Origin of the sequence: Pseudomonas sp. LTJR-52, from assembly GCF_003691465.1 — a bacterium.
Classification (GTDB): Bacteria; Pseudomonadota; Gammaproteobacteria; order Pseudomonadales; family Pseudomonadaceae; genus Chryseomonas; species Chryseomonas luteola.
Window position 1 is genome coordinate 4,014,219 of sequence record NZ_CP033105.1, and the last position, 12,846, is coordinate 4,027,064.

Annotated in this window: 10 protein-coding genes; 6 read left to right on the forward strand and 4 right to left on the reverse strand. The window is 57.3% G+C overall.

Annotated elements, in window-relative coordinates; genetic code table 11:
• Nucleotides 1–9: 9 nt before the first annotated feature.
• Nucleotides 10–462 (reverse strand): azurin, encoded by a 453-nt coding sequence (gene azu / locus EAW52_RS18700; protein WP_122043551.1) that lies wholly within the window; start codon nucleotides 460–462, stop codon nucleotides 10–12.
• Between the two features lie 437 nt (nucleotides 463–899).
• Between azu and EAW52_RS18705 the strand changes: the two genes are divergently transcribed.
• The 6 genes from EAW52_RS18705 to EAW52_RS18730 all read left to right on the forward strand — a co-directional run bounded on the left by EAW52_RS18705 (nucleotide 900) and on the right by EAW52_RS18730 (nucleotide 8,333).
• Nucleotides 900–1,487, forward strand: coding sequence for a TIGR00730 family Rossman fold protein (locus EAW52_RS18705; protein ID WP_122043553.1), 588 nt, complete (start codon nucleotides 900–902; stop codon nucleotides 1,485–1,487).
• A 135-nt stretch (nucleotides 1,488–1,622) separates the two neighbouring features.
• Nucleotides 1,623–2,480 carry an SDR family oxidoreductase gene (locus tag EAW52_RS18710; protein ID WP_074823300.1) on the forward strand — a complete coding sequence of 286 codons (858 nt, stop codon included), beginning with the start codon at nucleotides 1,623–1,625 and terminating at the stop codon, nucleotides 2,478–2,480.
• Between the two features lie 141 nt (nucleotides 2,481–2,621).
• Nucleotides 2,622–3,689 (forward strand): class I mannose-6-phosphate isomerase, encoded by a 1,068-nt coding sequence (locus EAW52_RS18715; RefSeq protein ID WP_122043554.1) that lies wholly within the window; start codon nucleotides 2,622–2,624, stop codon nucleotides 3,687–3,689.
• A 33-nt stretch (nucleotides 3,690–3,722) separates the two neighbouring features.
• On the forward strand, nucleotides 3,723–4,580 hold the full coding sequence (locus tag EAW52_RS18720; protein ID WP_122043556.1) for a glucose 1-dehydrogenase: 858 nt from the start codon (nucleotides 3,723–3,725) through the stop codon (nucleotides 4,578–4,580).
• Nucleotides 4,581–4,755: 175 nt separating this feature from the next.
• Nucleotides 4,756–6,444, forward strand: a complete 1,689-nt coding sequence (locus tag EAW52_RS18725) for a bifunctional UDP-sugar hydrolase/5'-nucleotidase (protein ID WP_122043557.1) — start codon at nucleotides 4,756–4,758, stop codon at nucleotides 6,442–6,444.
• A gap of 245 nt (nucleotides 6,445–6,689) precedes the next feature.
• Nucleotides 6,690–8,333, forward strand: coding sequence for an acid phosphatase (locus EAW52_RS18730; RefSeq protein ID WP_122043558.1), 1,644 nt, complete (start codon nucleotides 6,690–6,692; stop codon nucleotides 8,331–8,333).
• Nucleotides 8,334–8,367: 34 nt separating this feature from the next.
• On the opposite strand, the gene EAW52_RS18735 is transcribed toward EAW52_RS18730, so the two are convergent.
• From EAW52_RS18735 to rplI, 3 genes are all read right to left on the reverse strand, one after another.
• Nucleotides 8,368–10,620: a YgiQ family radical SAM protein gene (locus EAW52_RS18735; RefSeq protein WP_010796934.1), complete on the reverse strand. Its 2,253-nt coding sequence runs from the start codon at nucleotides 10,618–10,620 to the stop codon at nucleotides 8,368–8,370.
• A gap of 224 nt (nucleotides 10,621–10,844) precedes the next feature.
• Nucleotides 10,845–12,239 (reverse strand): replicative DNA helicase, encoded by a 1,395-nt coding sequence (gene dnaB, locus EAW52_RS18740; RefSeq protein ID WP_010796933.1) that lies wholly within the window; start codon nucleotides 12,237–12,239, stop codon nucleotides 10,845–10,847.
• A gap of 149 nt (nucleotides 12,240–12,388) precedes the next feature.
• A complete protein-coding gene (rplI, locus tag EAW52_RS18745; protein ID WP_010796932.1) occupies nucleotides 12,389–12,835 on the reverse strand; it encodes a 50S ribosomal protein L9 in 447 nt (148 codons plus the stop codon).
• Nucleotides 12,836–12,846 lie beyond the last annotated feature (11 nt).

Sequence of the window (12,846 nt, forward strand, 5' to 3'; positions counted from 1 at the left end):
TTTCGACATTCAGTCGTCGATCGTAAGCGTGCCCTTCATGATGGCCGCATGACCGGGGAAGGAGCAGAAATATTCATAGTCCTCTCCCTTCTTCAATGTGGAGGTATCAAACGTCACGGACGTCTTTTCGCCACCTCCAATCACCTTGGTATGGGCGATCACGCGGGAATCGTTTTCCTTGAGGTAATCCTTGTCCATACCGGCCGCGATACCGTCAGTGGCAACACCCTGGACATCATCCTTTTTGGTCAAGACCCAGTTATGCCCCATCACATTCTTGGGTAGCGTACCGGGATGGATCAGGTTGACCGTAAATTGCTTGCAGTCCTCATTGACCTTGATCTTGTCCGTGCTGAAGGTCATCTGATCAGTTCCCTGAATATCGACCGAGCACTGGTCGGCTGCCCATACGGATGAGCTGGCCAGAGCAAGCAGAGAAACAGCGAAAAGCGAACGTTTCATGAAATCTCCTAACGCATGTGTTCACTAAGTGAAGACTGGCATGTTTGAAAGCGAGTTCCAATCGCTAAAACGTCTGGAACATGGTTTGCAACGAAACGGCTATGGCTGCCATCGAAACTTTTGAGCGGCAAGGCCAGCCTGATATTGAGAGGATGCCCCTGTCACTTGCCGTCTTGAGGAGTACCCACCATGAAATTCCCGGACTACATCAACCAGCTTTTCATCGCCTACGCTCTGGGTGCCAGCGGCACCTGTCCTGAACAGGTTTCTGCCTGATGCTCCCTCCAGCCTGAAGTAATCGGCACGCGCGCACCTGCGATCAGCCGATTGCTTCATGGCCACCTCTCCCGCATGCACTACGGCACTGATTATGACAAGACTTGGTTAACCTGGGCGTGAGGATTACGCTTACGCTTCCTACCAGCCAAGGATCAGCAATGTCGTTGAAAGCCGTTTGTGTATTTTGTGGCGCCAAGACAGGCGCCGACCCAATCTACCGTAAAGCTGCCGAAGCCTTGGGTCGCGCCCTGGCCAAGCGCGGTCTTACGCTCGTCTATGGTGGCGGTGCCGTGGGCCTGATGGGCATCGTGGCCGACGCGACCCTCGCGGCCGGAGGCGAGGTGATAGGCATCATCCCCAAAAGCCTCCAGGATGCCGAAGTCGGCCACAAGGGACTAACTCGTCTTGAAGTAGTCGATGGCATGCATGCACGCAAAGCACGTATGTCTGAACTGGCGGATGCCTTTGTTGCCTTGCCCGGTGGACTAGGTACGCTGGAAGAACTCTTCGAAGTCTGGACCTGGGGTCAGCTCGGCTATCACGCCAAGCCGCTGGGCCTTCTGGAAGTAAATAACTTCTACGCGCCCCTTGCACAGTTCCTGGATCATGCAGTGAGTCAGGGCTTTGTGGCTGGCCCTCATCGCGAGATGCTTCAGGTCAGCCAGTCGCCGGATGAACTGCTCAATGCGCTCGAGCAGTGGAAGCCCACCGTGGCGCCTCGCTGGCACGCCAACGCGCCCCAATAGATCGCTTCGGTCGATAAAGCGAGGCGTATGGCCTCGTTTTATCGATTCAGCACCATTCATCTCTTTTGGTGAACCCGCTCAGCGTATGGCATGTCGCATTTTTACATCGCCCTAACACGTTTGGAGGAATTCACCATGACCGATTACCCACGCCCACCTTTCCCCGAACAACCTCAAGAGCCGCCAGCACTTCAATCCAAAATGACACCCGTTCCGGACTGTGGCGAGCAGAGCTACAAGGGTTCCGGTCGTCTGGCTGGTAAGGTTGCGCTCATCACCGGGGGTGACAGCGGCATCGGTCGTGCAGTGGCTATTGCCTTCGCTCGGGAAGGTGCCGATGTTGCTATCTCCTACCTGAACGAACATGAAGATGCCGAGGATACTGCGCGCTACGTGAAAGAAGCCGGACGCAAGGTTCTGCTACTGCCAGGCGATATCAGCAAGCGCCAGCAATGCCTGGATATCGTTCAGAAGACCGTGTCCGAGTTCGGCCGCATTGATGTACTCGTCAATAACGCCGCATTCCAGATGTCCCATGACTCCCTGGAAGAGATTCCGGACGAAGAATGGGTATACACGTTCGATACCAACATCACGGCCATGTTTCGTATCACCCAGGCAGCCGTCAAACACATGGGCAAAGGTGGCTCGATCATCAACACCACCTCTGTGAATTCGGACATGCCCAAGGCCACTCTGCTGCCCTATGCCACCACGAAGGGGGCGATTGCCAACTTCACGGCAGGTCTGGCACAACTTCTGGCCGAAAAAGGCATCCGCGCGAACAGCGTGGCACCCGGCCCGATCTGGACACCGCTGATTCCGTCCACCATGCCGCCTGAACAGGCCTCGCAATTCGGTAGCCAGGTTCCGCTGGGACGAGCAGGTCAACCGGCCGAGCTTGCACCTGTATACGTCATGCTGGCCTCTGATGAAGCCAGCTATGTGTCTGGCGCTCGCGTTGCGGTCACTGGCGGCAAGCCGATTCTGTAAGACCCACTGCGCCATGGTCGGCTACAAACCGGCCGACCGTGGCCAGACCAAATATCTACATGCTCTTAATGACTCATGCGCCCTTATGAGCGTACGGGATTGTTTTGCCTGCCTGTTCCTCATCTGTACTAAGGAGCACACATGGACTGGTACCCTCTTCGGTTATCTACCCCTATCCGTAGCCACATGTTTGGCGGTCACGCCATTGCTGAAATACTGGGTCGCCGCGGGCTGCCTGCTGGCCGTATTGCCGAGACATGGGAAGTCAGCGATGTCGAAGGCAGCATTGCAAATGTCACCGAGGGCTCGCTTGCCGGTCAATCGCTTCGTGATCTGGTGAGGCGTTATCCCACCGAGCTGGTGGGCCCGGGGTTTGACGGTCCCTATTTCCCCCTGCTCAGCAAATTTATCGATGGCTGCGGCATGTTGCCGGTGCATTTGCATGCTGATGACGAAACCGCTCGCCGTCTCGAATGCCAGCCCAACGGCAAGACCGAAGCCTGGCATATCCTCTGGTCCGAGCCCGGTGCCACCGCACTGGTCGGAATCAAGCCGGGGATTGATCGCGATACCTTGCGCAGCGCCCTGATTGCCCAGGATTACGACGCCGTCATGCGCCGTTTGCCGGTCCGTGCAGGCGAAACCATCTATGTGCCTGGAGGCACACTGCACAGCTTTGGCCCCGGTACGCTGATCTATGAGATCGAGCAGACTTCGGATATCCAGCAACAGGCAATGCCCTGGCAGATGTCCGACGGCTCGCCGCTCAGCCATCAGGACTGGATTGCCGGCATCGATCAACTGCTCGAAGAGTGCTATCTCGAACCCCAACCCGAATTCACACCCGGCTTCCGGCTGCCCCAAGGCGATGACATTGATCGCTTAATCTGCACTGCCAGCCCCTACTTTGCCTTGGAGCGTTGGCGTGTAGCCGGTGCGGGCGCCAAGCCCCTTACCTACCGTTTCAACAAGGCCACGCTGCTTAGCAACGTCGGCACACCCATCCGCATTCAGGCCGGTAACTGGTCTGGCGTCCTGGGCGCTGCCGAAACCCTTCTGCTGCCTGCCGCGCTAGGAGAAATTCAGTTAGCCGGACCGGCTGACGTCCTGTTCGGCTACGTGCCTGACCTTGAGCAAGACATTCGGACGCCCTTGCGCGCTGCAGGCTACGGTGATCAAGCCTTTGCAGTCCTGGGCGCCACGCATTAACCCGTTTTTCTAACCACTTGAAAGGAGGTCTTTATGTCCGACTATCCAACGCCACCCATGCCTGCCGAAACCCAGCCCTATCCAGGCTATGAAAGCCAGATGAATCCGCGTCCGGACTTTGGCGAGCAGAGCTACAAAGGCTCCGGCCGCCTGAAAGGCAAGGCCGCACTCATTACCGGCGGTGACAGCGGTATCGGCCGCGCGGTGGCCCTGGCCTTTGCTCGCGAAGGTGCGGACGTTGCCATCTCCTACCTGAGCGAAGACGAGGACGCCCGTGAAACGGCACGGCTTGTTACCGAAGCAGGCCGCAAGGCAATCCTGATTCCAGGTGACTTGAGCCAGCGCGAAAACTGCCTGGCCGTCGTGCAGAAAACCGTTGAAGCGTTTGGCCGTATCGACGTGCTGGTCAACAACGCCGCGTTTCAGATGACCCGCCAATCACTGGAAGAAATTCCGGATGAAGAGTGGGTGCACACGTTCGATGTGAACATCACCGCCATGTTCCGCATTACCCAGGCGGCTGTGAAGCACATGCCCAAGGGCGGCTCCATCATCAATACCTCGTCGATCAATGCGGACATCGCGCCTCCTTCACTACTGGCTTACTCCGCCACCAAAGGAGCAATCGCCAACTTCACGGCAGGTCTGGCGCAACTTCTGGCCGAAAAAGGTATTCGTGCAAACAGCGTGGCACCCGGACCGATCTGGACGCCGCTGATACCCTGCACCATGCCAGCCGAACAGGTGGAAAGCTTCGGCAAGATGGCGCCGCTGGGTCGTGCTGGCCAGCCTGTCGAACTGGCGCCAGTCTATGTAATGCTGGCCTCGGATGAATCCAGCTACGTCTCCGGTGCCATGGTGCCTGTCACTGGCGGCTCGCCCGTGCTCTGATCGATCACGGCTGGGCTGTCTAACGGCCCAGCCGGCCTCTTACGCGGTTCTGTCATCTCTCCGCTTCATACTGCGCCTACCGTTTCGTTGAAAGCATGCTATTGCTTAAAGGATGAAGCGATCCGCTTGGCATGCCTCTCTGGCATGCATATCCCTCTGCACCTGGAAGCGCTAGATGATGCCTGTTCGCTCTTATGCTGCCTTGGGCCCTGTGGCCTTGTCCCTCCTGCTGACGGCCTGCTCTTCGGCCCCGACCCAACCGTTAGAGATCAACCTGGCCGTATTCAATGACTTTCACGGCTACCTGCAATCCGCCAGACTGACCTACCCTGACTCCACCGCACCCGATGGCAAACGTACAATCGAAGCGGGTGGTATCGAGGTGCTGGGTGGCGTTATCAACTATCTGCGTCAACAGGATCCAGAGCTACTGGTCATTGCCAGCGGTGATCTCATCGGTGGCAGCCCACCCATCTCATCGCTTTGGGCGGACGAGCCCACCATCGAAGCCATGAACCTGCTGGGGCTGCAACTCTCGGCGGTCGGTAATCATGAACTGGACAATGGAAAGGATGAACTGCTGCGTATCATCAATGGCGGCTGCGCTTCCAACCGACCCCAGAAAGCCTGCCAGCTGCATAAAAAATACCAGGGGGCGCACTTTACTTACCTGGCTGCAAACCTGATCGACAACCAGACGGGTAAACCCGTGTTTCCGGCCTACCAGATCCTGGAAGCCCACGGACAAAAAATCGCATTCGTGGGTGCCGTGCTGAAAGACGTAGCCCGGATCGTCTCGCCGGCTGGCATGAACGGACTGAGCGTTCAGGACGAAGCCGATGCCATCAACGCCCAGATCCCTGCCCTCAAGGCCCAGGGTGTAGAGGCCATCGTCGCAGTCATTCACCAGGGCGGAGGCACGAATGAATCCTACAACGCCCCAGACTGCATCCGCCTGCGCGGCCCTATCGTCGAGATTACCAAGCGCCTTGATCCGGCAGTCGATGTCGTTGCCAGTGCCCACACGCATCAGTCTTATACCTGTCACGTGGACAATCGCCTTGTCTTTCAGGGCGGCTCCTACGGGCAGTTCGTCAGCCATGTACGGCTCGGCATTGACCCCAAGACCCACGACATCGTCTCGGCCAGCAGCGAAAACCTGACCGTGGACGCCCATCGCTACACCCCCGATCCTGCGCTCGCCGCGCTGCGTCAGGAAGTTGAAAAGCGTAGCCAGCATGTGCTTCAGCGGCCTATCGCACGTATTGCCGTCCCCCAGATCACCCGCATGACCGATGCGAATGGCGAATCGACGCTAGGCGATCTCATTGCCGACGCCCAACTTCAGGCGACACGCAAGCTGGGCGCCCAGATTGCCCTCATGAACGCAGGCGGCATCCGCAGCAATCTGACTCTGGAGCCTGGCCAATCCAGGTTGACCTACGCCCAACTGGCCGCTAATCAGCCATTCGGCAATACCTTGACCTTGCTGACCTTGAGCGGTGCCCAGCTCTATCAGCTCATGGAGGAGCAATGGAGCAGTGACGACAGCGCCAGTCTGATGCAGGTTTCGGAAGGCTTCAGCTACCGCTGGAATCCGGCAGGCAAACCGGGCCAGAAAGTGGTTTCCGGAAGCATGAAGCTGAACGGACAGCCGATCCGGCTCGACCGGGATTACCGCATTACAGTGAACAACTTCATGGCCCAGGGAGGAGATGGACTCGAGACCCTCAAGCACGCCCGCCACGTACAGGAGACCGGCATTCTTGATGTCGATGCGCTTGAACACTATCTCGTTGAACGGGACACGTCCGGCAAGCCGGCCGGCCAAGCTAAACCTGCCGGACGTATTCAACGCTTGTAAGCGTGGCTGATATGACCCGTCTTAGCGCCATGCTATGTAACACGGCGCTTCATCTACGGACTGCAGCGGTAGTCCGCCTGCCCTTACTGGCTCGCATGCTCTCAGTGATAAAACTGATCAGCCAGCGCCTGCAAAAAAGTTAGCTAGGCATACAAATAACTGACTTAATAAGAACGTATCGCTCGAAAATCTGAAATATTTTGTTACTAATGTAGAGGCCAGCTCCGTTACTGAGGTTTCCTCCGATGAAAGATGACGACCGTAATAAGCCCGATTCCACCCTCGAGAAATCAAGACGCCGCTTTTTGATCGGAGCAGGTGTCGTCGGGTTAGGGCTAGGTTTGCCCGGTCTTGACCGCATGGGAATGGCTGAAGCTGCCGAGCGCAAGGCATTCGACCATTCACTGAAACGGCAAATCAAAAATGTCGTCGTGATCTACGCGGAAAACCGCAGCTTCAATAACCTGTTTGGCAATTTTCCTGGCGTCTCGAAGCCACTGTCTGCGGTCAACGCCAAGCATTTCCAGCAGAAGGACCGTAACGGACAGCTGCTACCACACTTACCCAAGATCTGGGGTGGCCTGGTGCCTATGGCTCAGACCATTGACGGTCAGCAATACCTGATTACTGAAGATCAGATCAGTGGGCTTTCCAATGCACCCTTTCCTCTGAAGGATGCTCAAGGCAAGCCGCTTAACCCGGGCTTGATCACTCGTGATCTCGTACATGCGTTCTACCAGAACCAGATGCAGATCAACGGCGGACGCAATGACGGCTTTGTCGCCTGGGGCGACTCCGGCGCACTGGTCATGGGTTACTACAGCCAGCCCGAGAAATTGCGCTTGTGGAAACTGGCCCAGGAATTCACCCTCTGCGACAACTTCTTCATGGCGGCTTTTGGTGGCTCTTTCCTGAACCATCAGTTCCTGATCTCGGGTCGCGCGCCGTTCTACCCCAACCACACCACCAGCCCGGCAAAGGACAAGGTGGCGGTGCTTAAAGGGAAGAATCCGCTGGGCTATGAGTTGGCTCTGGCGGATAACTCTCCTGCCTCGGCCCTGGACGGACGCCCAATGTTCGTCAATCCGGGCGCGCTTAGCCCTGACGGCTATGCCATCAACACCATGCTGCCGCCCTATCAGCCCAGCCAGATTCCGCCGCCGGCAGGAGGCGACCCAGCCCTGTCCGATCCGACCAACCCGAGCGTACTGCCACCACAGACCCATGCCACCATTGGCGACCTGCTGTCAGCCAAGGGCGTGGACTGGGCCTGGTACTCGGGTGGCTGGCAGGCAGCGCTGGAGGGCAATGGCGCCGATACCCGGTTCCAGGCGCACCACCAGCCATTCAACTACTTCAAGCGCTTCGCTCCGGGCACGGCAGCACGCGAGCAGCACATCCGCGACGGCGGGATTGGCGATGATCCGAGCACCAACCATTTTCTGGCAGACATTGATGCCGGTCGCCTGCCGCCTGTAACCTTCTATAAGCCCCAGGGCAGCCTCAACCTGCATGCCGGTTATGCCGATGTCGCTTCAGGCGATCAGCACATTGCCAAGGTTATCGAACATCTGCAGAAAGGCCCGCAATGGGAAAACACCGTGGTCGTCATTACGTTCGATGAGAACGGCGGCTGGTGGGATCACGTAGCACCGCCCAAGGGTGATCGCTGGGGTCCAGGCACACGTATTCCGGCCCTTGTCGTGTCACCTTTCGCACGCAAAGGACATGTCGATCACGACCTGTACGACACCACCTCAATCCTGCGCCTGATCACCCGGCTCCACGGCTTGCCGCCGCTCAAGGGTCTGGTGGAGCGCGACATCGCACGCGTCACCCACGGTCTCGCCCCCTTGGGCGATCTTACCGGCGCGTTGACGATCCGCTGATAGCAAAACGGCGAGCCCGAGGCTCGCCGTTTCATCAACGCGGAATATTGGGTTCTCGCCGGGGCTTTTTCTTGCCTTTGGCAAACGCCACCGCCTGACCTTCCTGCTTCTTGTCCCATCCCTTGCTGCCATCCGCCGCCCGCGGCGGTAAGCCAGTATGCTGAGTCAGCAGCGGCTTGCCTGCTTTTTTGCTACCCAGCGGCGTCGAATTCTTACGACGTGCACTCTGGTAAGTACCATCCACAGCGGGCTGGAACGTGGGAATCAGGTGATGCTTGCCGTTACCGATCAAGTCGGCACGCCCCATATCCTTGAGCGCTTCACGCAGCATCGGCCAGTTGTTTGGATCGTGATAGCGCAGGAATGCCTTGTGCAGGCGGCGCTGACGCTCCCCCTTCACGATCGGTACGCCATCGCTCTTGTAAGTTACCTTGCGCAGCGGATTCTTGCCCGAATGGTACATCGCAGTCGCGGTTGCCATTGGCGACGGATAGAACGCCTGTACCTGATCCGCCCGGAAGCCGTTACGCTTGAGCCAGAGCGCCAGGTTCATCATGTCTTCGTCAGTCGTACCTGGATGCGCAGCGATGAAGTAAGGAATCAGGTACTGTTCCTTACCGGCTTCCTTCGTATACTTCTCGAACATCTGCTTGAAGCGATCGTAACTGCCGATGCCCGGTTTCATCATCTTGGAAAGCGGACCTTCCTCGGTGTGCTCTGGCGCAATCTTCAGGTAACCCCCCACGTGATGGGTTACCAGCTCTTTTACGTACTCCGGCGACTCTACCGCCAGGTCATACCGCAAGCCCGACGCAATCAGGATCTTCTTCACACCCGGCAGGGCACGTGCAGAGCGATACAACTGGATCAGCGCCGAGTGGTCGGTGTTCAGGTTTTCGCAGATACCCGGCCACACGCAGGACGGCTTGCGGCAATGTTTCTCGATTTCCGGGTCCTTGCACGCAATCCGGTACATGTTGGCCGTCGGGCCACCCAAGTCGGAAATAACCCCGGTAAACCCTGGCACTTTGTCGCGAATTTCCTCGATCTCTCGAATAATGGACTCTTCCGAACGGTTCTGGATAATGCGGCCTTCATGCTCGGTAATGGAGCAGAAAGTGCAGCCGCCAAAACAGCCGCGCATGATGTTGACCGAGAACCGGATCATCTCGTACGCAGGAATCCGCTCGCCTTTATAAGCAGGATGCGGAACACGGGCATAGGTCAGCCCGAAGACGTAGTCCATCTCTTCAGTGGTCAGCGGAATCGGCGGCGCATTGAGCCATACGTCCTGATCGCCATGACGCTGAACCAGCGCACGGGCATTGCCCGGGTTGGTCTCCAGGTGCAGCACGCGGTTGGCGTGGGCATACAGGACCGGGTCGCCCTTTACTTTCTCGAACGACGGGAGCCGAATGACCGTCTTGTCACGGGTGAGCTTCGGGCTGGGCAGCAGCTGAACAACCTTGGCTTCCTCAGGATCTTCCTGCGGCCCCTTGGACTGCTCGATGGCACACGCCTGCAGATCCTGTGTATTGACGTAGGGGTTGATGATCTTGTCGACCTTCCCCGGACGGTCAATACGCGTCGAGTCCAGCTCGAACCAGCCTTCCGGCGTGTCCTTGCGGATAAACGCAGTGCCGCGAATATCGGTAATCGCCTGGATGGGTTCACCCGCAGCCAAGCGGTGAGCAATCTCCACGACTGCACGTTCGGCATTGCCGTACAGCAGAATATCCGCCTTTGCATCCATCAGGATGGAATGGCGTACCTTGTCCTGCCAGTAGTCGTAGTGAGCAATCCGGCGCAGTGATGCCTCGATACCGCCCAAGACAATCGGTACCCCCTTATAGGCTTCACGGCAACGCTGGCTGTAGACCATGCTGGCACGATCGGGACGCTTGCCGGCCAAACCGCCTGGTGTATAGGCGTCGTCGGAGCGAATCTTGCGATCGGCTGTATAGCGGTTGATCATCGAATCCATGTTGCCTGCCGCCACGCCAAAAAACAGGTTCGGCTTGCCAAGCTTCATGAAGTCGTCTTTGGATTGCCAGTCTGGCTGGGAGATAATCCCTACCCGAAAGCCTTGCGCTTCCAGAAGACGTCCAATGATGGCCATGCCAAAGGATGGATGATCCACATAGGCATCTCCTGTCACGACAATGATGTCGCAACTGTCCCAGCCGAGCAGGTCCATCTCCTCCCTGCTCATCGGCAAGAAAGGCGCAGGTCCAAAACACTCAGCCCAATATTTGGGATAGTCGAACAACGGCTTGGCAGCGAGCATGAAGGCTTCCGGGGATTAAAAGTAGTGCGGGAGGAGGTGCAAGAATAGCACAAAAAATAGCCAGTTAAGAGAGGCGAGCCGCTATCCGTCGCCTGACAGCCGCATGGTTACTGGACTGCTGAGCTTGCCGAACGCGCGCATCCACGCCTGGATTACCACATGCAAGGCCAAGGCGCTTATAAAAAAGCCGCACAGGTGTGCGGCTTTTTTGCGCCCCCGACAACTTAGTCGTCGTCGAAGTTATAACTGCCGGGTGCCAAGTTCTCGAAACGGGTGTACTTGCCGATAAAGGCGAGTCGCACCGTACCGATAGGGCCATTACGCTGTTTACCGATAATAATTTCGGCTACACCCTTGTACTCAGTTTCAGGGTGATATACCTCATCCCGGTACACAAACATGATTACGTCGGCGTCCTGCTCGATCGCTCCGGATTCACGCAAGTCGGAGTTCACCGGACGCTTGTTCGGCCGCTGCTCCAGCGAGCGGTTAAGCTGGGACAACGCGACCACTGGACAGTTGAACTCCTTGGCTAGCGCTTTAAGCGAGCGCGAAATTTCGGAAATCTCATTGGTCCGGTTTTCGCTGGCTGCCCCGCCAATCCGCATCAATTGCAGGTAGTCGACCATGATCAGCGCCAAGTCACCGTGTTCACGCACCAGACGCCGCGTACGCGCACGCATTTCCGACGGGCTGATACCTGCCGTGTCGTCGATAAACAGCTTGCGGTCATTCAGGAGGTTGACCGCTGAGGTCAGCCTTGGCCAGTCATCGTCCTCCAGCTTACCCGAGCGGACCTTGGTCTGATCGATTCGCCCAAGGGACGACAACATACGCATCACGATCGAATCAGCTGGCATTTCCAGTGAAAATACAAGCACGGCCTTGTCCGTACGCAGTACCGCATTTTCGACCAGGTTCATGGCAAAGGTCGTCTTACCCATCGAGGGACGTCCCGCCACGATAACCAGGTCCGACGGTTGAAGGCCGCTGGTTTTATCATCCAGATCCACAAATCCTGTGGAAACACCCGTAATGGCATTATCCGAGTTGAACAGTGTATCGATTCGATCAATGGCCTTGGTCAGAATGTCATTAACGCCAATCGGACCTCCTGTTTTGGGACGGGCCTCGGCGATTTCGAAAATCTTGCGCTCCGCCTCATCAAGAAGCTCATTGGCGCCCCGACCTTCAGGGTTATAGGCACTGTCGGCAATGTCATTGCTGATGCCGATCAGCTGGCGCAGCGTGGCGCGCTCGCGCACGATCTGGCCATAGGCCTTGATGTTTGCAACAGAGGGGGTGTTTTTTGCCAGCTCACCCAGGTAAGCCAGCCCCCCTACCTGGGGTAGTTGTCCTTCCTTGTCGAGCTGCTCGGATAACGTAACCACATCGAAAGGCTGGTTGCTTTCAGCCAGACGAGCAATGGCACGAAAGATCAGGCGATGGTCATGGCGATAGAAGTCGCCGTCCGATACCTGGTCCGAGACGCGTTCCCACGCATTGTTATCCAGCATCAAGCCACCCAGCACGGCCTGCTCGGCCTCGATGGAGTGCGGTGGCACCTTCAGCGCGGCAGTTTGCAAATCGTATTGTTCAGCGATGGCGATCTCATTCATGGCGTAGCGATTGGCACCGAAAGTTCGATCAGAGAAGACAGGCCTTCATGGCCTGAAAAAAAACGGGCACGTCATTACGAGAATGACGTGCCCGATTGTCGGCAGGCTTGCATGTTCGTGCAAGCCCGCCAGTCAGTTGTCATGACCGCTTATTCAGCAACCACGACCACCTTGACGGTAGTTTCAACGTCGGTGTGCAGCTGCACATCTACGTCGAACTCGCCAACGTTACGCAGAGCGCCGTTGGGCAGACGAACTTCGCTCTTGTCCAGCTCAACGCCAGCAGCAGAAACAGCCTCGGCGATGTCGCGAGTACCGATAGAGCCGAACAGCTTGCCTTCGTCGCCAGAGTTGGCAGCGATGGTAACGGTCAGTTCGTTCAGCTTGGCAGCACGAGCTTCAGCAGAAGCCTTCTTATCGGCAGCCTGCTTCTCGAGCTCTGCACGACGTGCTTCGAACGCAGCAACGTTGTCAGCAGTAGCGGCAGTTGCCTTGCCCTGCGGCAGCAGGAAGTTACGAGCGTAACCGCCCTTGACGTTCACTTTATCGCCCAGGTTGCCCAGGTTGGCGATCTTTTCCAGCAGGATGACTTCCATTTGAGTCTTAC

What these genes read in the sequence shown, in the direction of transcription:
- azu (WP_122043551.1), bottom strand. Translation starts at nt 462, where the DNA reads ATGAAACGTTCGCTTTTCGCTGTTTCTCTGCTTGCTCTGGCCAGCTCA.
- EAW52_RS18705 (WP_122043553.1), top strand. Translation starts at nt 900, where the DNA reads ATGTCGTTGAAAGCCGTTTGTGTATTTTGTGGCGCCAAGACAGGCGCC.
- EAW52_RS18710 (WP_074823300.1), top strand. Translation starts at nt 1,623, where the DNA reads ATGACCGATTACCCACGCCCACCTTTCCCCGAACAACCTCAAGAGCCG.
- EAW52_RS18715 (WP_122043554.1), top strand. Translation starts at nt 2,622, where the DNA reads ATGGACTGGTACCCTCTTCGGTTATCTACCCCTATCCGTAGCCACATG.
- EAW52_RS18720 (WP_122043556.1), top strand. Translation starts at nt 3,723, where the DNA reads ATGTCCGACTATCCAACGCCACCCATGCCTGCCGAAACCCAGCCCTAT.
- EAW52_RS18725 (WP_122043557.1), top strand. Translation starts at nt 4,756, where the DNA reads ATGATGCCTGTTCGCTCTTATGCTGCCTTGGGCCCTGTGGCCTTGTCC.
- EAW52_RS18730 (WP_122043558.1), top strand. Translation starts at nt 6,690, where the DNA reads ATGAAAGATGACGACCGTAATAAGCCCGATTCCACCCTCGAGAAATCA.
- EAW52_RS18735 (WP_010796934.1), bottom strand. Translation starts at nt 10,620, where the DNA reads ATGCTCGCTGCCAAGCCGTTGTTCGACTATCCCAAATATTGGGCTGAG.
- dnaB (WP_010796933.1), bottom strand. Translation starts at nt 12,239, where the DNA reads ATGAATGAGATCGCCATCGCTGAACAATACGATTTGCAAACTGCCGCG.
- rplI (WP_010796932.1), bottom strand. Translation starts at nt 12,835, where the DNA reads ATGGAAGTCATCCTGCTGGAAAAGATCGCCAACCTGGGCAACCTGGGC.